The 19716-nt window shown below is 64.5% G+C and carries 20 protein-coding genes and 2 pseudogenes; 8 read left to right on the top strand and 14 right to left on the bottom strand.

Annotated elements, in window-relative coordinates:
* Together HMPREF1022_RS17430 and HMPREF1022_RS10840 are read right to left on the bottom strand one after the other, a co-directional pair.
* Positions 1-440 (bottom strand): annotated as a pseudogene (locus HMPREF1022_RS17430) (IS5 family transposase); the annotation flags it as partial.
* Between the two features lie 50 nt (positions 441-490).
* Positions 491-931 (bottom strand): hypothetical protein, encoded by a 441-nt coding sequence (locus tag HMPREF1022_RS10840; RefSeq protein ID WP_009303124.1) that lies wholly within the window; start codon positions 929-931, stop codon positions 491-493.
* 404 nt (positions 932-1335) lie between these two features.
* On the opposite strand from HMPREF1022_RS10840, the gene HMPREF1022_RS10835 reads away from it, so the two are divergent.
* The 3 genes from HMPREF1022_RS10835 (at position 1336) to HMPREF1022_RS10825 (ending at position 5558) form a co-directional block, all read left to right on the top strand.
* A complete protein-coding gene (locus tag HMPREF1022_RS10835) occupies positions 1336-2613 on the top strand; it encodes a phosphoribosylaminoimidazolecarboxamide formyltransferase (RefSeq protein ID WP_008682532.1) in 1278 nt (425 codons plus the stop codon).
* 140 nt (positions 2614-2753) lie between these two features.
* Positions 2754-4307 (top strand): cobyrinate a,c-diamide synthase, encoded by a 1554-nt coding sequence (locus tag HMPREF1022_RS10830; protein WP_009303123.1) that lies wholly within the window; start codon positions 2754-2756, stop codon positions 4305-4307.
* 18 nt (positions 4308-4325) lie between these two features.
* Entirely contained in the window at positions 4326-5558 is a 1233-nt protein-coding gene (locus tag HMPREF1022_RS10825; RefSeq protein ID WP_009303122.1) for a glycosyltransferase family 2 protein, read from the top strand.
* A gap of 86 nt (positions 5559-5644) precedes the next feature.
* Here the strand turns inward: HMPREF1022_RS10825 and HMPREF1022_RS10820 are convergent, their stop codons facing one another.
* From HMPREF1022_RS10820 to HMPREF1022_RS10785, 8 genes are all read right to left on the bottom strand, one after another.
* Positions 5645-6223: a nitroreductase family protein gene (locus HMPREF1022_RS10820; RefSeq protein WP_009303121.1), complete on the bottom strand. Its 579-nt coding sequence runs from the start codon at positions 6221-6223 to the stop codon at positions 5645-5647.
* A gap of 158 nt (positions 6224-6381) precedes the next feature.
* Positions 6382-7176 carry an adenosylcobinamide-GDP ribazoletransferase gene (locus HMPREF1022_RS10815; protein ID WP_008682523.1) on the bottom strand — a complete coding sequence of 265 codons (795 nt, stop codon included), beginning with the start codon at positions 7174-7176 and terminating at the stop codon, positions 6382-6384.
* An 11-nt stretch (positions 7177-7187) separates the two neighbouring features.
* Positions 7188-7832 carry a redox-sensing transcriptional repressor Rex gene (locus tag HMPREF1022_RS10810; protein ID WP_008682521.1) on the bottom strand — a complete coding sequence of 215 codons (645 nt, stop codon included), beginning with the start codon at positions 7830-7832 and terminating at the stop codon, positions 7188-7190.
* Positions 7833-8140: 308 nt separating this feature from the next.
* Positions 8141-8464, bottom strand: a complete 324-nt coding sequence (gene atpE / locus HMPREF1022_RS10805; RefSeq protein ID WP_008682519.1) for an ATP synthase F0 subunit C — start codon at positions 8462-8464, stop codon at positions 8141-8143.
* 166 nt (positions 8465-8630) lie between these two features.
* A complete protein-coding gene (atpB, locus tag HMPREF1022_RS10800; RefSeq protein WP_008682518.1) occupies positions 8631-9335 on the bottom strand; it encodes a F0F1 ATP synthase subunit A in 705 nt (234 codons plus the stop codon).
* A 118-nt stretch (positions 9336-9453) separates the two neighbouring features.
* Positions 9454-9891, bottom strand: a complete 438-nt coding sequence (locus HMPREF1022_RS10795; protein ID WP_008682517.1) for a hypothetical protein — start codon at positions 9889-9891, stop codon at positions 9454-9456.
* Complete coding sequence (locus tag HMPREF1022_RS10790) at positions 9851-10228, bottom strand: AtpZ/AtpI family protein (protein WP_008682516.1); 378 nt, start codon at positions 10226-10228, stop codon at positions 9851-9853. Before HMPREF1022_RS10790 ends, HMPREF1022_RS10795 begins: the two co-directional genes overlap by 41 nt.
* Positions 10229-10487: 259 nt before the next feature.
* Complete coding sequence (locus tag HMPREF1022_RS10785) at positions 10488-12029, bottom strand: class I SAM-dependent RNA methyltransferase (protein WP_009303120.1); 1542 nt, start codon at positions 12027-12029, stop codon at positions 10488-10490.
* Between the two features lie 127 nt (positions 12030-12156).
* Between HMPREF1022_RS10785 and rplU the strand changes: the two genes are divergently transcribed.
* From rplU to HMPREF1022_RS10760, 5 genes are all read left to right on the top strand, one after another.
* Positions 12157-12465 carry a 50S ribosomal protein L21 gene (gene rplU, locus HMPREF1022_RS10780; protein ID WP_008682513.1) on the top strand — a complete coding sequence of 103 codons (309 nt, stop codon included), beginning with the start codon at positions 12157-12159 and terminating at the stop codon, positions 12463-12465.
* 124 nt (positions 12466-12589) lie between these two features.
* Positions 12590-12859 (top strand): 50S ribosomal protein L27, encoded by a 270-nt coding sequence (gene rpmA / locus HMPREF1022_RS10775; protein ID WP_008682509.1) that lies wholly within the window; start codon positions 12590-12592, stop codon positions 12857-12859.
* Between the two features lie 403 nt (positions 12860-13262).
* Entirely contained in the window at positions 13263-14363 is a 1101-nt protein-coding gene (obgE, locus tag HMPREF1022_RS10770) for a GTPase ObgE (protein WP_008682507.1), read from the top strand.
* Between the two features lie 88 nt (positions 14364-14451).
* On the top strand, positions 14452-15684 hold the full coding sequence (gene proB, locus HMPREF1022_RS10765) for a glutamate 5-kinase (protein ID WP_009303119.1): 1233 nt from the start codon (positions 14452-14454) through the stop codon (positions 15682-15684).
* 77 nt (positions 15685-15761) lie between these two features.
* Positions 15762-17150: a sodium-dependent transporter gene (locus tag HMPREF1022_RS10760; RefSeq protein WP_008682501.1), complete on the top strand. Its 1389-nt coding sequence runs from the start codon at positions 15762-15764 to the stop codon at positions 17148-17150.
* A gap of 82 nt (positions 17151-17232) precedes the next feature.
* Here the strand turns inward: HMPREF1022_RS10760 and HMPREF1022_RS10755 are convergent, their stop codons facing one another.
* From HMPREF1022_RS10755 to HMPREF1022_RS10740, 4 genes and pseudogenes are all read right to left on the bottom strand, one after another.
* Positions 17233-17940 carry a DVU0298 family protein gene (locus tag HMPREF1022_RS10755; RefSeq protein WP_008682498.1) on the bottom strand — a complete coding sequence of 236 codons (708 nt, stop codon included), beginning with the start codon at positions 17938-17940 and terminating at the stop codon, positions 17233-17235.
* 84 nt (positions 17941-18024) lie between these two features.
* Complete coding sequence (locus HMPREF1022_RS10750) at positions 18025-18624, bottom strand: lysine exporter LysO family protein (RefSeq protein ID WP_008682496.1); 600 nt, start codon at positions 18622-18624, stop codon at positions 18025-18027.
* A 108-nt stretch (positions 18625-18732) separates the two neighbouring features.
* Positions 18733-19068: a LysO family transporter gene (locus HMPREF1022_RS10745; protein ID WP_008682494.1), complete on the bottom strand. Its 336-nt coding sequence runs from the start codon at positions 19066-19068 to the stop codon at positions 18733-18735.
* Positions 19069-19123: 55 nt separating this feature from the next.
* Positions 19124-19716: pseudogene (locus HMPREF1022_RS10740) on the bottom strand (hypothetical protein); the annotation flags it as partial.

Raw genomic sequence — 19716 nt, 5'->3', positions numbered from 1 at the left:
ATCGCCGGCGTTGCCGGGAGTGAGGCTGAAATTCAACGCGCATTCAGCATTCGCGGCAACCATATGAAGCTTGGTCGTCCAGCCGCCTCTGGACTTTCCGATGGACTGCGGACCTGTTTTTTTAAGGCCCCTGTTCCATCGGGATGAACCTTAACAATAGTACTGTCGAGAGAAACTGCTTCTATTTTAAGGCGGAGTATCTGCTCTTGTTGAAGGCGTTCAAATATACGGTCAAGAACTCCGTTCTTGCTCCAGCGGTTCATGCGCGTGTAGATGCTGTGCCAACAGCCAAAATTTTTCGGCAGTCCACGCCATTTACACCCATGCTCCGCAACGTACAGAATCGCATTCAACACTTGGAGATTGTCAAAATGGACATTACCTCTTTGGCGCGGGAAGCAGTCAGCGATTCTCTCATATTGTTCGCGAGTAATTTGCATAAGACATTCTTACGGAATACTCGCTCTTTGTCAAATAGTGTTAACAGGCCCTAGTCGTCCGTACCCGGCTTGCCGGAATCCTCAGGGGCGGTTGGGATATCGTCAGCCTCGGCGGAACTGTCGCCGGGCGCGGGGTGAAACGCCAGGACCCGGCAGCGCCGCGCGGGTCGGCCGTCCTGAATGCGTTGCCCGCCTGTCTGTCCGGCGGCGGGGGCTTCCGCGGGCTCCAATCCGAAGTCCGGGGCAAGGCTTTCGGGGGCCTCAAGCTGATCCTGCGCGCCGGGGCGGCTCTGCTGCGACCAGTAGTAATTGAAAAGCTGATTCTTCCAGCGCTTGGCCTGGATCAGCGAAAAGATCAGGGCCGCTTCCTCCCAGCGCTTGGTGGGCTCGAAGCGGCTGGCGGTCGTGGCGTATTTGCTCCACAGCGACATGAGCGAAGCTTCATCAATGGCGTCCAGTTGTTGCGCCAGCCGGGCGAGCAGCTTTTCCATGTGACCTCCTGGGCAGTGTGGTGACAGTGTCAGACTGATGAAAAAGGCCGTATGACCTTTTCCCGGCACCGTCGGCAAGAGCGTGCTCTCGCCGAGTCCCGCGAAAAAGTGCCTTCCCGCGCCGCCACTTTTGCGGTCGCCCGCTCTAGTGGGATGCCCCCCCGCCTGCCGGTTCGGCGTGAAGACCGCACAGCAAAAAACGCGGTTTTTGCCGTGCTCGCGGCGCTCTTGTCGCCGCGCCGGGCTCCACAGCCCGTTTCCCATCGGGCTGTTATGTATGTTGTTGCGCCCGGTTCGTCAACGCGCCCGCCGCCCCCGCAGCGCTCGGAAGGGCGGGTCTGGCCCCTGGAGGCTTTTTGTGCTATGCAGGCGCTTCCGCGACCGGCGACAACATCGGAGGCAGCATGTCGGATCTCAAGGCCATGTACAGCACTGTCCGCAAGGACGCTTTTCCCGAAACCATGACCATCATCCTGGGCGAGGAAAAACTCGTCTACGAAAAACGCGTCTGGACCTTGGACCAGGAAGAAAAAGGCCTGCGCTACGGCGAAAATCCCGATCAGCCCGCCGCGCTTTATGCCCTGAAGCAGGGCTCCCTGGCCTGCGGCGGCCTGACTTGGCGCGGGCCGGGCAACGGCATCGTCTCCGCCCTTACCGAGGCGCAGATGATCCAGGCCGGAAAGCATCCGGGCAAGACCAACCTCACCGATGTGGACAACGGGGCCAACATTCTGCAATACCTCGCCGAACGTCCGGCGGCCGTGATTCTCAAGCACAACAATCCCTGCGGCGCGGCCTGGGCCGACGACGGCGTGGCCGTCGCTCTGGAGCGGGCCTTCTGGTGCGACCGCATCGCGGCTTTCGGCGGCGCGGTGGTGGTCAACCGGCCCTTCAGCCGCGAGGCCGCTGAAATGGTGGCGGCCAATTATTTCGAAGTGGTGGCCGCGCCCGCTTTCGAAGAAGGCGCGGTGGAGATCCTCAAGCGCCGCAAGAACCTGCGCATCATGGAATTGCCCGGCCTGGGCCGTTTGGACGAGCTGACCCGTTCGGCCTTCCTGGATATCAAGAGTCTGGCCGACGGCGGCGTCATTGTGCAGAAATCCTTTGTGAACCGCATCCTCACGGATGCCGACTTCCTGCCCGCCACTGCCTCCACCAAGGAAGGCCTTGAGGTGGCGGCGCGCGCGCCTGGCAAGGCCGAACTGGCCGATCTGCGCTTTGCCTGGGCCGTGGAAGCGGGCGTGACCTCCAATTCCGTGATTTTCGTCCGCGACGGGGCCACCCTGGCCATCGGCACCGGCGAGCAGGACCGCGTGGGCTGCGTGGAACTGGCCGTGCACAAGGCCTACACCAAGTACGCCGACACTCTTGCCTTCAAAGAACTGGGGCTATCGCTCTACGAGCTCAAGCAGAAGGCCGCGAGCGACGCCGCCCTGAACGACAAGCTGACCGACATCGGCCTGCGCACGCGCGAGGCGCGCGGCGGCCTGCTCGGTTCGCGTCTGGTTTCCGACGGCTTTTTTCCCTTCCGCGACGGCGTGGACGCCGCCGTGGCCCAGGGCGTGTCGGCCATTGCCCAGCCCGGCGGCTCGTTGCGCGACGCCGAGGTGATCATGGCCTGCAACGAGGCGCGGCCGCAGGTGGCGATGGTGTTTACGGGGCAGCGCTCCTTCAAACATTAGGCGGCATGGAACCTTTTTGCCGCTGGCGGCGTCAGGCGTCGCGGCCCGGCTTGGTTACGTAGACGGCTACGCGCCCGCGCCGGGCCGCTTGCCTTTCTTGCCAGCGACAAAAAATTTCCATGCCGGGAATAAGGAGTCGTATGCCGCTTCCCACCTCCCTCAGCACAGCGCCACCCCAAGCGGCTTTCCCCCGGCTCTGCGTGTCCGCGCTGTCCGGCGGGGGCGGCAAGACCCTGCTTTCCCTGGGGTTGGCGCGGGCGGCATCCGCCGCCGGGGTGGCGGTCAAGCCCTTCAAGAAGGGGCCGGATTATATTGACGCGGCCTGGCTGGCCCTGGCCGCCGGGCGGCCCGCTACCAATCTGGACCCCTACTTTCTGCCGCCCGCGCGGCTGCGCGCGCTTTTTATCCAGGCCATGGAGGCGCTGCTTCGTAGCGATTCGGTCGAGGCAGGCACGCCAAATGTGTTGGGCCTCGTGGAAGGCAACCGGGGCTTGTTCGACGGCCTGGACGTGGAGGGCTCCTGCTCCACGGCGGAACTGGCGCGCGCGCTGGACTGCCCCATCCTGCTCAGCCTGGACTGCACCAAGATGACCCGCACGGCGGCGGCTCTGGTCCAGGGCATGCTCCATTTTGAAAAAGGCCTCCGTTTTTGCGGCGTGGTGCTCAATCAGGTGGGCTCGGCCCGGCATGAAAGCGTGCTGTGCCGCGCTCTGGAAACCTACACGGATGTGCCCGTGCTGGGCGCGCTGCCGCGCCTGGCGGAAAACCCCCTGCCTGAACGGCATATGGGCATTGCCTGTTGCGGGGATTCTCTGGCCGGGGACGCGGAACGCCGTCTGGACGATCTGGCCGCCCTGGTGCGCGCGCATCTGGATCTTTCGGCCGTACTGGCGGCGGCGCGGGAGGTCTCCCTTCTGGGCGGGGAAGATTCCGCGCGGGAAAAGGATGCCGAAGACGGCGTGGCACTTCTCTCCGCGCCGAGCGAGCGCGGCGACGTTGTGACCAGCCTTCTTCCGCGGCCGCGCATCGGGTATGTGCGTGATGCGGCGCTCTGGTTTTACTATCAGGAAAATCTGGAGGCGCTGACCCGCGCCGGGGCGGAGCTGGTCCGGCTTTCCCTTCTGGACGGCGGCCCGGAATCCGGCTCTGATCCCTGGGAGGGGCTGGACGGCCTGTATCTGGGCGGCGGTTTCCCCGAAGACTGCGCGCCGGAGCTGAGCCGCTCGCCGCGTTTGCCCCTGTTGGCCCGTCTGGCCCGCGAAGGCCTGCCCATCTATGCGGAGTGCGGCGGCTTCATGCTCCTGGCTCGGGGCATAGAGCGGGAGGACGGGCTCTGGCCCATGAGCAATGTCTTTCCGGTGACGGCGCGCTTTTGCGCCAAGCCTCAGGGCCTGGGCTACGTACAGGGCACGGTGCGGGCGGAAAATCCTTTTTTCCCGCCGGGCCTGATCCTGCGCGGGCATGAGTTTCACTATTCGCGCTGCCAGTGGGAAGGCGCGGCGCCTTCCTGCGCTCTGGAGCTCTCGCGGGGCAAGGGGATGGGCCATCTCGGCGGCATGGCCTGCGACGGCCTGACGCGGGGACGGGTCTGGGCCGCTTATACCCATATTTTCGCACCAGCCGTGCCGTGCTGGGCGGATAATTTTGTGGCTGCTGCCCGGCGTTTCCGCCAAGAGCGGAACGGCGCGGCCTGAGTGGACAAGGGAGGCGGCATGCGCGTTTCCGTAATCATCCCGGCCTGGAATCTCTGGCAGATGACGGCAGCCTGCCTGCGCTCCCTGGCGACGCATTCCGCCGGCCAGGACCTGGAAGTGCTGGTGGTGGATAACGGCTCCACGGACGCCACGGTCGGCGAGCTTGAGCCTCTGGGGCAAAGCCTCTGGGGCGCGGGCTTCAAGGCCTTGCGCCTGCCGGAAAACCTGGGTTTCGCCAAGGCCTGCAATCTGGGGGCGCGCGCCGCCGCAGGCGACCTGCTCTTTTTTCTGAATAACGACACCACCTGTACTCCGGGCTGGCTGCCGCCGTTGCGCGCGGCTTTTGAGGATGCCCGCCTCGGCGCGGCCGGGCCGTTGCTGCTCTATCCCGACGGCACGGCGCAGCATTGCGGCATCAGCTTCTCACCTTTCTACAAAGTCAGCCATATTTACGAGCATTTTCCCGGCAACCATCCCGTACTACGGAAAAAGCGCCCTTTGCAGGCCATTACCGGCGCGGCCTTGATGCTGCGGCGGCAGGTATTTGAGACCTGCGGCGGCTTTTTTGAAGGCTACCGCAACGGCTGTGAGGATGTGGATTTCTGTTTTGCCGTCCGGCGGCAGGGCTTCCGTCTGGCCGTGATCGGGGAAAGCGTGTTATATCACCACACCAGCCAGACGCCGGGCCGTTTTGAGCATGATTTGCAGAACGGCAAGCTCTTTTATCAACGCTGGCATCAGGATGTGACGGCGGATATGCACCGTCTGGCCCGTATGGACGGCTATGAGCTGCGCATCGGGCCCACGCTTTCCTGTCGACTGGGCCTGCCCGAGGTGCGGGAGCGGGAACTGGACGCGGCCTTTGCCGGTGCCGCATTCGACGCGGCGGCCTGCGTCGCGCAGTTGGAGCGTGAACCGCTCTGGCGCGGGGGCTGGCTCCGACTCATGGACCAGTTGGAGGCCCAGGGCCGGGGGCCTGACGCCCTGCGTGCGGGCGTACGCGCCCTGTCTTTTTTTTCTTCGCCGGATGTGCAGAGCCGCCTGTTGCGCCTGTTGCGGAAAGAGGGCCTGCAGGAACAGATGGTGGAATTCATGCACGGCCTGGAAGAGGACAGAGACGCCAAGGGAGGCAGCGCTTTGCGGCACGCCTTTGTCCAGGCGGCCAGGCGCAAGGCCTATGCCGACGGCGACACGGCTCTGGCCGATTTGCTTAACGCCTGGCTGTTGGACTACGGCAAAATTCGGAACTAGTGCATTTCAGCTTTGAAATGCTCCGATGCCACAAAAAGCGCCGCCTATCCGGCGGCGCTTTTTGTTTCCGTGGAAGCCGTGGCCTGTCAAAAACGCTTGAGCACCAGATCGTCCAGCGCGCGTTTGGGCACATAGTGCACGCCCTGTTCGTCACGCCAGTAGCCGAACGAGCCGTCGGCGGGCATGGGGGCGATCCGGCGTTTTTCTTTGGCGACGCCCAGGCCCAGCACCAGGGCGATCTTCATGCCCTCGGGCACGCCCAGCAATTCCGGCGCGGCCTTATGGTCAAAGGACTGAATGATGCAGCAACCCCAGCCCCGGCTGGCGGCCGCAAGCTGGATGGTCTGGCAGGCAATGCCTGTGTCGTAGCAGAGCAGTTCCTTGCCGTTTTCAGGCATCAGCACGGCAATGAACGCCGTGGGCCGCTCGCCGGGATGAGGGCCGCCCCAGTCTTTAAGCGCTCCGGCCCAGCGGGTCAGGGTGAACAGTTTTCGGCAGGTCTCGCCCGGTCCCACCAGAATAAAACGCAGCTCCTGGGCGTTGCGGGCCGAGGGTGCCAGGCGGGCGCACTCCGTCAGCCAGTCCAGGTCAGCCATGCTCAGGGGCTTGCCCTCTTCAAAACGGCGGCAGGTGCGGGCCGCCTCCGCCAATTCCTTGAAGTCCATGTTCCGCTCCTTACGTATTTTGCGTTTGAAATATTGCACATTTCAAATGCTACGCCGCCCAAGTGCAAGGAGGCGGCGTCCGCACGCGGCCACCAGAGCAATTCACTTATTTCAAATGAGAATTGCTCTGGATTATGCGGGGATATGCCTGCTCCATCTTACAGCGTTGCCAGCAGAAACCACAACTGCCCCAACTCGATGGCCGCGCCCAAAAAATCGCCGGAAAGCCCGCCATGTGATCGGGCCTGTGCGGCCAGGCGGCGTGTGAGACAATATTGCGCGACGATCAGGACCAAACCCTGCCAAAGGGAGAGGCCCAAAGCCGCCAGCAGGCAGACCAGCAGCAGCGCCCCCAGCCGGTAGACGCGACGCACTGTCGGACCGGCCCCGGTGCAGGCCAGGCCGCCCAGAGAATCCGGGTTATGGGGCGGCGCGGAGGCGGCCAGCCAGACAGCGCAGGCCCGGCCCCATGCCGGTGCGAGCACCGGCATGAGCCACTGCCCGGCGGCCAGATGCCAGGCGAGGGCCAGCCATTGGCCGCTGAAAATCAGCAGCAGGCTCAACGCGCCGAAGGCACCCAGGCGGCTGTCCCGCAGAATTTCCCGGAAACGTGCGCCGCTCGCGCCGCTGCCGCAGGCGTCGCCCAGATCGGCCAGGCCGTCCCAGTGCAGGCCGCGCGTGCTCCACAGTTCCAGGGCCAACCAGAGCCAGGCCGCCAGAGCGGCGGCGGGCCAGGCAGTTCCCATAGCGTGGGAGGCTCCGGTTGCGGTGGAAAGAATGGTCAGGGCCAGCCAGGCCGCCAGCGTGCAGAGGCAGCCCAAGGCCAGACCGGCGGGCGCGAACCACGGCACGCTGGCCGCCAGAGATTGCGCGGTGAAACTCCGGGGCGGCGCAAGGCGGGTCAGAAAAGCCAGGGCATCTAGAAAACGTCCGCCCCATGCGGCTGGAGACATGCCGGGTCCGTTCAATAACGGGCCTGGGTATGATTGAAGGCCAGGGCGTAGAGGTGGTGGAAAAAGTCCACGTATTCCACGTGAACGCGTTCCGGCACTTTGATCCGCGCGGGCGCGAAGTTGAGAATGGAGATCAGGCCCGCGTCCATCAGGTGCTGGGCCGCGCGCTGAGCCCGTTCCGGCGGGGTGGTGATGATGCCGATTTCAATGTTCAGCTCCGCCACCATGCCCTTGAGATCCTTGGTGCAATGCACTTCCAGGCCGTGCACGATTTCGCCGATCTTGAAGGGATCGCAGTCAAAGATGCCCACGATGTTGAAGCCGCGCGCGCGGAATTCCCCGTGGTTCAGAATGGCCTTGCCCAGGTTGCCCACGCCGATCAGGGCCATGCGCCATTCGCGGTCCACGCCCAGTGCCGAGGTAATGGCCGCGATGAGCGAGGTTACATGGTAGCCCACTCCCCGGATGCCGAATTCCCCGAAATAGGCCAGATCCTTGCGCACCTGCGAGCCGTTGACGCCGCAGGCTTCGGCCAGGGGGTTGGAGGAAATGACTTCCACATCGTCGCGGGCGAAATTTTCAAGCACCTGCACGTAGGTGGCAAGACGCTGGATGGTGGCGCGGGGAATGTGTTTGCTTTTGGGTTGAGTGACCATGTGCGGTGCCTTATAGCTCGGAGCAAATCCGTTAATGTTGACTTGTGAAATAAAGTATTATTCAGAATACTTGAAAACGGAGCATTGCGCAAGAGGGCTGCCGCGCAGGTCCGGCTGTGGGCGCGCTGACCGTTTGCCTGTTTGTTTTGCCCGCCGTTACGCGGAGTTGCGTGTTCGGGAGGGACGAAACAACTAGAGCCTGCCGGCGCCGGGCGCGGTCCGCGGTAAAGGATGAAGGCTTGCCGTGATGGGCGCGCACAAAAAAAGGGAGGCCTTGGCCTCCCTTTTTTTGTGCGATCGAACGCGAACTACGCGTAAGGGTTGGCGTAGAGCAGGATGAAGCTGATGACCAGAGCGTAAATGGCCAGAGATTCGATGAAGGCGAAGGCCAGAATCATGGTACCGGTGATCTTGCCGCTCACGTCGGGGTTGCGGGCAACGCCTTCGCAGGCGCCCTTGAGGCCCAGGCCCATGCCGATGCCGCAACCGAAAGCGGCGATGCCGATGCCGAGGGCAGCGGCCAGGCAGGTGTAGCCCAGAGCGGCGGAGTCGAGCTGGTTGGCGGCAAAAGCCATGCTGGCCAAGCCCAGCAGCGCCACGGTGTTCAGGGCGATCATCAGAAATTTACGCATGAGAGCACTCCTTACACTGGTTTATAGTTGGGTCGCGTACGACCATTCCCCCAAATGATGCGAGCAGTTTCATTCCGGAATCCGGGCCGCATGCTCAGGCGGTTCCGGCGGCGGCTCCGCCCGCGGCCCGGATTCCGGACCGCGAGGGAGATCTCGGCGTGTCGGTTTAGTGCTCAGGGCCTTCCAGAGCGCCCTTGATGTAGAACATGGTCAGCATGAAGAACACGAAAGCCTGCATGGTCTTGCCCAGAAGGAAGAGGGCGTAGATGGGCAGGGTGCCCAGCAGGGGCGCCATGACGAAGAAGAGAATCATGACGATTTCCTCACCCCGGATGTTGCCGAAAAGACGGAGGGAGAGAGAAACCGGGCGCGAGAGGTGCGAAACCACTTCCAGCGGGAACATCAGCGGAATGAGGAATTTGGACGGGCCGGTGAACTGATTGATGTAATGGCTTTTCCAGCGCATCAGGCCCACGGCGTTGTAGTAGACGAGCACGAAGAGCGCCATGCAGACCGTGGTGTTCAGGTTGGCCGTGGGCGCGTCGAAACCGGGGATCAGGCCCATGAGGTTCATGCCGAAAATGTAGATGAACATACCGGCCAGCAGGGGCACGTATTTGCGCCCCACTTCGCCCATGGTGGAACAGACGAAGCGTTCAATAGTGTCGACGAGCGCTTCGAAGAAGTTTTGCAGGCCCCCTGGCACAAGCGTCAGCCGCCGGCGCATGATCAAGGCCACCGTGAAGAGGATGGCCATGCAGACCCAGGAATAAAAGACGTGTTTGAATTCAATCACCTGTCCGCCGATGGTGATCTCGTCCATGCCCATAAATGTGGAAAGCAATACCGGATGCGGCAAACCACCTGCCATGAGCCAGCCTCCTGTGTGGATACAAGCTGAACCGTGTTTTCAAAGGCCGCGCGGCGCAAATGCCCGAGGCCTTTCCCCCAATGAAGTGTTCCGTCCGGCGGCTCCGCCGCCCGCTGTCTCAACGCCGTGCGTTACGCGAAGCCACGGCAAAGGTTATCAGGGCCGTGGCCGCTCCGGCGGTCAGGCCGCCCAGAATGGCCGTTACCGGCGCTTTGCAGACTATCAGGGCCCAGTAGAGCAGCCCGCCCAGCAGCAGCAGCCTGCCGCCCCAGCGCAACAATACCACGCGTAAAAACGCGGTGCTGTATTCGCCCAGGCCCGCGCGCAGGAAAAAGCGCGCCAAGCTCCAGAACGTCAGGGTCATAATGCCCAATCCCACGCCGAACCAGAAAAACCAGGGCGTCGCGCTGAAAGCCGCGCCGCCGCCCAGCAGAAACAGGGCTGTCAGCAGCAGCTCGTTGCGCACCAGCGGCCGGATGACCGGATGCCCGATGCCCCGCCGCCAGAGCCAGGCGTCAAGGCTGTGCGTCATGGTTTTCAGCGTCTGCGCGGTCATTTGTCTCTCTGGTTCCCTGCGTTGCGCCCGCCCCGGTGCCGGTCTGCCGCGTCGGCATGCCGGACGTCGGGCTGAGGCCCTTACGGCGGGCGTCTTCAGCCGCCATTTTTTTCAACAGATGCCGCGTGTCCCGGTAGACATTCAAAAAACCGGCGGCAATGCCCAGCAGCAGGAAAAACAATTTGCACCAAGGGCTGGTATCCAGCCAGTAATCCAAACCGTAACCTATGGCGAAGCCCACCAGCGGCCCGCTGACCAGATGCAGGCCGATGACCCCGGTGGTTGCCAGGGCTTCCATGCCGCTCTGCTGTTGTTTGAGAATATCCTTGAACGACATGGGCCGCCTCCGCGTTGTGTCAGCGGCGCGCACATCTTTTACATCCGCGCTTTGGAACCCTGGTGGAAAAGCCGCCCTCTCAGGTGTGGGCGTCAGTTCCCGCTGCCACCCGGCAAATCCTATGTTTGCTATGATTTTGCCCTAACGCTGTGTAAATTATCACAGCCTCCCCGGCGCGTCAACGGCTTTGCGCCGAAACATTCGGCATCTGCGCATATTTTCGCCGCAAGCGCGGGCCTGCCGGGGGGGGGTGACTTTTTCAGGACTTGAGCCGCCAGAGGCTGAGGCATTCCAGGTGCGGCGTATGCGGAAAAAGATCCACGGCCGCCAGCCGTTCCAGGCTGTAGCGCGTCTGGAGGCCGTCCGCGTCCCTGGCCAGGGTGGCCGGGTTGCAGGATATATAGAGGATAGTTTGGGGCCGTAGCGCCAGCAGGCCGTCCAGAACCCGAGGGGCGAGACCGGCGCGCGGCGGGTCGGCCAGTACCGTGTCCCAGCCGGGACCGCGCCGCTCACGCCGCAGCCGGTCCAGCAGGGCCGCCGCATCGCCCGCTTCGTAGCGGCACCGGATCAGTCCGCCGCGTTCCGCGTTGCGCCGGGCCAGAGCCACGGCGCGTTTGTCGCATTCCAGGCCCAGAAGCCGATCGTAGTCAGGAGCCAGCAGTTGCCCCGGCGCGCCCACGCCGCAGTAAAGGTCCAGCAGGGATGCGCCGTTTTCCGCGCCGCCGCGCGTCTGCCGGAGCATGTCCTGAGCCAGGCGGGCCAGATTCTGCGCGGCTCTGGTGTTGACCTGAAAGAAAGAAGCCGCGTCTAGGGCGAACAGGCAATCGCCCAGCGGCAGGTGGAGCAGGGCGGCTTGCGGATCTTCCCCGCCGCTCCCGTTAAGGCAGAGCACGCGCCGCTCACCGGCGGCCAGGGCATCGGGGCTTTGCCGTTCCTCATGGACAAAGGCGGCCAGGTCCGGAAAGCCGCCCAGCAGCTCTTCGCCCAGAGAGCGCGCGGCGGCCCGTCCGTCCGCACCGCCGGGACTGGTTACGCACAGGGCCCACCAGCGTGGCGCGGGGTCGTCTTCCCGTCTGCCGCTGCGCAGAACCAGGAAGCGCCAGAAGCCGTGCGATCCGGCTGCATGGGTCATTTTGTCCCGGCCAGGGCCGCGCCGTGCGAGCGGAGCGGCATAGGGGGCGAGGCCGCTCTGTTCCGCCGAGCGACGGGCAGCGGCCAGAATGTCCTGGGCCCCGGCGGGCAGCAGCACACAGCCCGGCACCGCGATGACTCCGGCGCCGCCCCGGCGGCGCTGCCCCAGGATCAGATTGCCGCCCGCGTCCCGGCCAAAGGCGAATTCCATCTTGTTGCGGAACGCCGTCCGTTCAGGCGAAGGGTGCGGGGGCTCCAAAACCGCTGTGAGCATGTCCCGGTCCAGGTGCCCGATGCGGGTCAGGGCCGCCAGGGCCAGATCCTCCTTCCAGCGCAGCTGCGCCGGGTAGGGCATGATCTGCAGAGGGCAGCCGCCGCAGACATGCTGGTGCGGGCAGAGCGCCGGTACGGCGTCCGGGGCCGGGCGCAGCACGTCCAGCAGGTCGGCCTCCACAAGGCGGGCCTTGCGCCTGACGATCCGCGCTCGGACGATCTGCCCCGGCAGCGCGCCGCTCACAAAGACGGCCGTGCCGCTTCCACGGGTTTTGCTGTTTTGGCCTGTCTCCGGCAGACGGGCGATGCCGCGTCCGTCGTGGGCCAAGCTGTCCACTGTCAGGGTGAGGATTTCGCTCATGGCGGCACGGTAGCAGCGCCGGGGCGGTTTTGCCAAGCCACGCCGCCGGATTTGTCCGGCATTACGGCCGGGAGAAACGCCCGGATGAAAAAGATTGGGGTCCGGGCCTTGACATTTTCCGTTCCATCGGGCAAATATGCCTTTCTCTTTTTGGAGGTTGATCATGTACGCGATTATCGAGACCGGCGGAAAACAGTACCGCGTCGAAGAAGGTTCCAAGATTGTTGTGGAAAAGCTCGCGGCCCAGGCCGGCAGCGATGTTACCTTGGATAAGGTGCTGATGGTCGGCGGCGCGGACTGCAAAGTGGGCGCTCCGTATCTGGCCGGCGCCGCCGTGACGGCGGAAGTGGTGGAACAGGGGCGCGGCCCCAAGGTCATGGTGTTCAAACGCAGGCGGCGTAAGGATTCCAAAACGCTGCGCGGTCACCGCCAGGACTGCACCACCATTCGCGTCAAAAGCATCAACAGCTAGGCTGGTCTTTCGAGGCGGGCCGTCCGTTTTTCGGCTGGTTTCCGGAAGCGATCCTTCGGGTTGCGGGCCGGAGTCGGAGCGGATTGGCAAGGCGTTTCGATGATTCAGCGTTCAGGAGGCTATCATGGCTCATAAAAAAGCAGGCGGCTCTTCGCGCAACGGTCGCGACAGCGCGGGTCAGCGCCGCGGCGTCAAGCGTTTCGGCGGTCAGCACGTGCTGGCGGGCAATATTCTGGTGCGTCAGCTGGGCACCGTTGTGTATCCCGGCGCCAATGTGGGCATGGGCAGGGATTTTACCCTGTTCGCCAAGGTGGAGGGCGTAGTGCGCTTTGAAAAATATGTCCGTAAGCGCCGCGTGTTGACGCGCGTGCATGTGGAAGCGCCCGCTCAATAAAGCCCCTTCGCGTGAAAATTTCAAAGGGAAGGAGCCGCCCTCAGGGGCGGTTCCTTCCCTTTTGTCTTTTTTCCAGGCATAGTAGCGCAGATCACCTTTGAGAATCGGCATTCTCAAAGTTCCGGCGACGCTCGCTCTGCTCTCGATGTCCGTACGGCTCGCATTGCTCGCCTACGGCCACAGCCCTGCGGGTCGTCCTTCGGGTTGGTCTTCGGTGTGCAACAGCGCAAATAACTTGCGCTTATGCCGATCTTTGCCGTCGTCATCCGAAGGCGGCACAGCCGCCAATGGCTGCCGCTCGCGGCGGGCTTTGCTCGCCGTAAACGGGCATTTCAAGCGTTGCTTATCTCGTTTGAATAACATAAATCCGGGGCCGTGATGCCCCGGTCAGAGGCAAAATAGTATGAGATTTGTGGATGAAGCGAAAATTCAGGTCCGGGCGGGCAAGGGCGGCCACGGTTGCGTGTCCTTCCGGCGCGAGAAGTTTGTGCCGCGCGGCGGCCCGGACGGCGGCAACGGCGGGGAGGGCGGTTCCGTCTATCTGCGGGCCGACAACCGTCTGCTTTCCCTCTATGATTTCCGTCTGAAGCGCCTGTATGAGGCCCAGAACGGCCAGCCCGGCCAAGGCAGCCAATGCGACGGCAAAAAGGGGACGGATCTGGTGCTGGGCCTGCCCGTGGGCACCCTGGTTTTTGCCGAAGGGCCGGAAGGCGAGCGCCTGCTGGCCGACCTCAGCGAGCCGGACAGCCTTGCGCTGGTGGCGCGCGGGGGGCGCGGCGGCAAAGGCAACGAGCATTTCAAGTCCGCCACCATGCGCGCGCCGCGTTTTGCCCAACCCGGCGAACCCGGCGAGGAGCTGAACCTGCGGCTGGAGCTGAAAATCCTGGCCGACGCCGGACTGATCGGTTTGCCGAATGCGGGCAAGTCCACGTTCATTTCGCGGGTTTCGGCGGCCCGTCCCAAGATCGCGGCCTATCCCTTCACCACCCTGACGCCCAATCTGGGCGTGATGATCGACGAGGTGGATCCGGACAAGCGCATGGTCATTGCCGACATCCCCGGCCTTATTGAGGGCGCGCACGCCGGACAGGGCCTGGGGCACCGCTTTTTGAAGCATGTGGAGCGCACCCGCTTTCTTGTGCATATGTTGAGCATTGAGGATGTGGATGACGTGGAGCCTTGGGCCGGGTTTGAACTGGTCAATGAGGAGTTGCGGCGTTTCGATCCGGAACTGGCCGAGCGGAGGCAGATTGAAGTGGTCAATAAAATAGACCTGGTGGACGAGGAACGCCTGGAGACGCTGAAAGCCCGTGCCGAAGCCGACGGCCGGAAGATTTTCTTCATTTCCGCCCGCGAGGAGCAGGCCCTGGAACCACTGGTGGCCGAACTCTGGCGGTTGCGCGACGAGCTGGCCCGCCACGAGCCCCTGTTGCGCTACGAGCAGGAAGAGGCGGAAGCGGGCGAGGAATTCCCGGACATTGAAGTGATCTACACGCGCGAGTGAGGCTGTTCTGACGGCCTGTCCGGCGGAAAAGACGGACGGCCGGGGCGGAAGCGGCCGCGTTGTGCGGGCAATTGCAGCGGAGGCGGTGATGGAAAGGCCGGAGGACTGGCGGCAGGAACGGGCCCGGGTACTGGCGCAGGCCCGTGTGGTGGTGGTCAAGGTCGGCAGCGCCGTGCTGACCGACGCTATGGGGCTCAGCGCCGCCGTGCTGGACAGCCTGGCCGGGCAACTGGCCGGGCTGCGCCGCCCGCCCGGCTCGCAAGCGGGTCAGCAGGCCAATCAGTCCGGCGAGCGGCGGCTGGTGCTGGTTTCTTCCGGCGCCGTGGCCGCCGGGCGGGCGGCTCTGGCCGTGCACGGCAGGCAGGTGGAAACCACGGGCCTGGCTGCCCGGCAGGCCGCAGCCGCCGTGGGCCAGGGACAATTGATGCGGGCCTGGGACGCGGCTTTTCACGCCCACGGCATGCCCACGGCCCAGGTGCTGCTGACCCGTGACGACCTGCGCGCACGCCAGCGTTTTCTCAACGCCCGCAACACCTTCGCGGAACTCCTGCAGTGGCGCGTGCTGCCCATTGTCAATGAAAACGACACGGTTTCGGTGAGCGAACTCAAGTTCGGCGACAACGATTGCCTCGCCAGCCTGCTGGTCAACCTCACGGGCGCGGACCTGTTCGTCAATCTGACCTCGTCGCCCGGCGTGCTGGCCGCCAATCCCCAGCGGCAACCCGACGCGCCGGTTATGGACCATATCGACGACGTGGCGGCCCTGGATCTTAGCCAACTCTGCGGCGGCAAAACTTCCGTGGGCACGGGCGGCATGTATTCCAAACTGCTGGCCGCCCGGCGCGCCGCCCAGATCGGCGTGCCCACCCTGATCCTGCCGGGCCGCGAGCCCGACGTGCTGGCACGCGTCTTTGACGCGGCGGCGCTGGAGGCGGCGGGCGGAACCCCGACGGCAACGCCGGGGACCTGGGTGCGTCCCGCGGGGCACGCCATACCGCGCCGCAAGTTCTGGCTGGCCTACCAGTCGGAACCGGCGGGCAACGTGACTGTGGACGCGGGCGCGGCGCAGGCTTTACTGCGCAAGGGCGGCAGCCTGCTGCCCGGCGGCGTGCGCCGGGTGGAAGGCGCGTTCCAGAAAGGAGCCCTGGTGCGCGTGCTGCACGAAGGGCAAAGCCTGGGCGTGGGCCTTTCCAATTACAGCGCGGCTGACCTCAAGAAAATCATGGGGCTCAAGCGCCACGAAGTGGCGGCCATTCTGGGCGACGCCCACTATCCGGAAGTCATCCACAGGGACAATCTGCTGCTGGACGCGGCGGTGTAGAGCAATTCACGTTTGAAATGCTCTAACGCCGCATGTGAACGACCACGCCGTCTGACGACAGTTTTGGGGGAGAATGCATGGGGGCATCGGCAACGGGATCAGGCGCTGGCGGGACGGGACGGGGAGCGCGGGACCTTTTCGCGTCCCGGCTCGGCATGCTGGCGGCCACTCTGGGCTCGGCTGTGGGCCTGGGCAATATCTGGAAGGTGCCCGCCCTCACAGGACAGCACGGCGGCGCGTCCTTCCTGCTGATCTACGTGCTTTCCACCATGCTGGTAGCCCTGCCCCTGATGATCGTGGAAATGATCATGGGGCGGCGCACCCGCGCCAATGCCTATAGAACCTTCACCCTGCTGACCCCGCGCCGGGCCTGGTGGGTGACGGGCGCGCTCTCGGTACTGGCCGCCGCGTTGATTCTGGCCTTTTACAGCGACGTGGCGGGCTGGGTCTTCGCCTATGTGCCCAAGGCCCTGAGCGGCGGCGTGGCCACCACGGACCCGCTGGTGGCGGCCCGCATTTTCGGAGAGCTGCTGGCAAGCCCGTGGGAAAGCCTGCTCTGGCAGTGGTTGGTGTTGGGTTTCATCGCGGCCGTGATCATGCGCGGGGCCTCGGGGGGCATCGAACGCGTCACGCGCGTGCTCATTCCCCTGCTCTTTCTGCTGCTGGTGGCGGTCTGCATTCGCAGCCTGACCCTGCCCAATGCCGGTGCGGGCCTGCGCTTTCTTTTCATGCCCGACTTCGCGCGCATCAACGGCGAAGTGGTGCTGATGGCCATGGGCCTGTCCTTTTTCAAGATGTCCATCGGCTTCGGCTGCATGATCACCTACGGCAGCTATTTCCAGGCCGACACCCGCGTGCCCGCCCTGGCCCTGCGGGTGATGGTCTGCGATCTGCTGGTCTCCCTGCTGGCGGGCGTGGCCGTGTTTCCGGCGGTGTTCAGTTTCGGCTTCGAGCCCACGGCAGGCACCAGCCTGCTTTTCCTGACCATTCCGGCGGTCTTCGCCTCCATGCCGGGCGGGCAGTTCTTTACGGCGATTTTTTTTGTGCTCTCGGCCGTGGCCGCCATCGGGGCCATGCTCTGCCTGTTGGAAATTCCCGTGGCCTGGCTGCTGGAAACCTGCAAACTGCCCCGCCCCAAGGCCACACTGCTGGTGGCTCTCGGCGTGGCCGCCCTGGGCGTTCCGCCCACGCTCTCCACCGGGATCTGGGCCTCGGAGACCGTCTTCGGCCTGACGTCTTTTGACGCGTATGATTTCGCCACGTCCAACCTGCTGTTGCCGGTCTGCGGCCTGCTGACCAGCCTGTTCGCGGGCTATGTCTGGCCAGAACGGGAATTCGTCGCGGCCCTGACCAACAACGGCAGCCTGCCGCTGCAAAGGCTGGCGCGCCTGCTGCGTCTGGCCTGCCGTACGGTGACGCCTTTGCTCATCACCATTATTTTGCTGCACGGCCTGAAGGTATTTTAAGCGAATCAAATGGGAAGAAGCCCTGAGAGCACTGCCGGAAAGCCGGCCCGGAGGCAGCTTGCTCAGGGCCGGTCCGGACCAATCAAGGTCTGTCCGGGTCGGCCGCGGCCGGGACTTCGTGGGCCAGGGCTTCGCGCGCCAGTTGGCTGACGCTTTTTTCGTAGAGTTGCTCGCCGTCGAAAAGTTCGCAGATTTCTTCATGCCCGGCGTCAGCCAGGCGGCGCAGGGCGGGCGTGTCCATGAAGTCCGGCGGCAACTGGGCCAGAGCCCAGGCGGCCATGCCCCGGCAGATCACGTCGTTGTCCTCCAGGCCTTTGCGCAGCCAGGGCCGCGCGCCCGCGCAGAGTTCGGGTCGGGCCTGGGCCAAACGGCCGACGGCCCAGTAACACGAGCGGCGCAACAGATCGTTGTCGCAGTAATTGTCGTCCCGGCCCAGGTCGATGAGATAGGAAGCCAGCACGCGATGAAAATCCTTGGCCAGGAGCGGGCTGGCGGCCAGGCTTTCTCCGAAGGCTTCGGGAATGCCCCAGCCGATGTTGCCGGATTCTTCATTCATATGCCACATGAAGCGGCGGATGATGTTGCGGGCCGCCTCGGGCTCGCGCTCGGCCAGCCGGGCCGTGGTCAGGCCCAGGGCCACGGCGGCCCGGTGCATGGTCTGCGGGCCCAGCAGCAGGAAGGAAAAAAGCGGCCCCACATGGGACGCGCCGCCCGCGGCGATTTCTTCCAAATGATCCCGCCACCGCGGACTCTGCAAATATTGTTTCAATTGCTGTTTGGTTGAACGCATCCTGGGCATGGCTTTCCTCCGCCGGGTTAAAATGCGGCCACATTCAGAGTTACGACTTTTTCAGCGTCTGGCAAGCCGCCGTGCCTACAGCGTGCAGAAGAAGATAACCCAGAACGGCACGCTGAAATCCAAGATCATGGCGTGCACGATGGAGACGAAAATCCAGTCCCGGCCCGCGTAGCGGGCGATGATGGGCAGGGTGGTGTCCATGGTGGAGGCCCCGCCGCAGGAAATGGGGGCCAGCGGCCCCAGCAGGCGCACCAGCAGCGGCGTGCCCACCAGGGTCAGGATTTCGCGCAGAATGTTGCTGAGCAGGGCCACGGTGCCCAGTTCCGCGCCCTTGTACTGGGTGATGAAGATGGAGGAAAGGGAGTAGTAGGCGAAGCCCGCGCCCACGGCCAGGCAGTCGGCAAGGCTGTAGGCCAGAAAAAGGCTGGCCGCGGCCACGCCCGCGAACGTGCCCACGGTGGTGGCCAGGGGGAGCAGGAGCACACGCGGGCGCAGGGTGCGTAGAATCTCGCCCAGCCGCCGGTCTGATCCGATGGACAGGCCCACCAGCCCCATGAGCAGCCAGAGCACATAGAGCGTGGCGTCGTGCTCCACAAAATAGCGGGGAATCAGGCCCAGCCGGGCCAGACCCAGCCCCGCGCCGAAAAAAGCCAGAATCAGCAGACTGCCGGACATACGGAAAAAAGCCCCTTCGGGTCTTTATGGACGGATGACAAACCCCGCTGACGCGGTGTTTGCGCCGCCATCGGCTCATGTTCAGAAAAACTTGCCGGGCGGTGCCCGTTACACGCCGCCGTGCGGCGGGTGGGCATTAACAGGAGAGTTCCGGGCATTGCCCGCGCCCGGGGCTGCGGGGAAATCGCGGAACCAGCGCCGGATCACGGCCACGCAGGCCAGGGACCCGGCCACGCCCGCCAGGGTCAGCAACAGGGCCTTGCCGCCCAGCAACGGCAGGTTGTTCATCAGTTCCTCATTGCCGCCCACGGCCACGCCCAGAGAAAAGAGCAACAGCATGATGGCCGGTGAGACGCAGCGGGTCAGCAGGCCGAGCCAGGCCCGGCCGCGCAGCAGCCAGCCCAGGGTCATGCCCAGCAGCATCAGGCCCATGGCGATGAACATGATTTTTCTCTCTCTTTCCTTCGGAAGCCAAAAGAATCTATTTCAGGAAGGACCTCTAGGTCCGGATTACATGGCGCAATGCCTGCCGCAAAAAGGCCAGCATGGCCCCATAGCGCTGCTCCTCGTGCAGCAGATACTCCACATCCCAGAGCACCCAGATCAGATGTCCGCGATGGCGAGTCTGCTGCAGGGGGCGGAGACCGCCCGGCAGGGCCAGGGCCTTGGCCGCCGCCGAGCCCATGACCACCACGCCGCGCGCGCCCAGCGTGCTCACGCCGGACCAGAAGGCGTCGGCATGGGGCGCGTAGTTCTCCGCGTCCGGAGCGTTGTCCGCGTCTCCCCTCGGCAGGCAGGCGGGCCAGAATGTATGGGTGCCCGCCGGGTGCCCCAGATCGCCCAGCAGACGTTGCAGAAAAGCCCGCCGCGCCTGACGCTGCTCGTCCTGCGCGCCGCAGAGATCCCTGCCCAGATTCCAGTAGGTCCAGGCCACCAGGCCGGGTCGGCTGGCCGCCAGACGCTCCCGCCAGGGCGCGGGCCAGGCGTGCGGCGGCAGGGGCCGCCAACGCTCCTCATTATGGGCGTTGGCGGCGGGTCCGGCGGCGGGCGTTGTTTCCTCGCCCCGCGGCGGCGGGCGTCTTTCCCGCCGTT

The sequence above is a fragment of the Desulfovibrio sp. 6_1_46AFAA genome, assembly GCF_000224635.1.
Lineage (GTDB): Bacteria > Desulfobacterota > Desulfovibrionia > Desulfovibrionales > Desulfovibrionaceae > Desulfovibrio > Desulfovibrio fairfieldensis.
This window is presented reverse-complemented; position numbering and strand designations above follow the sequence as displayed.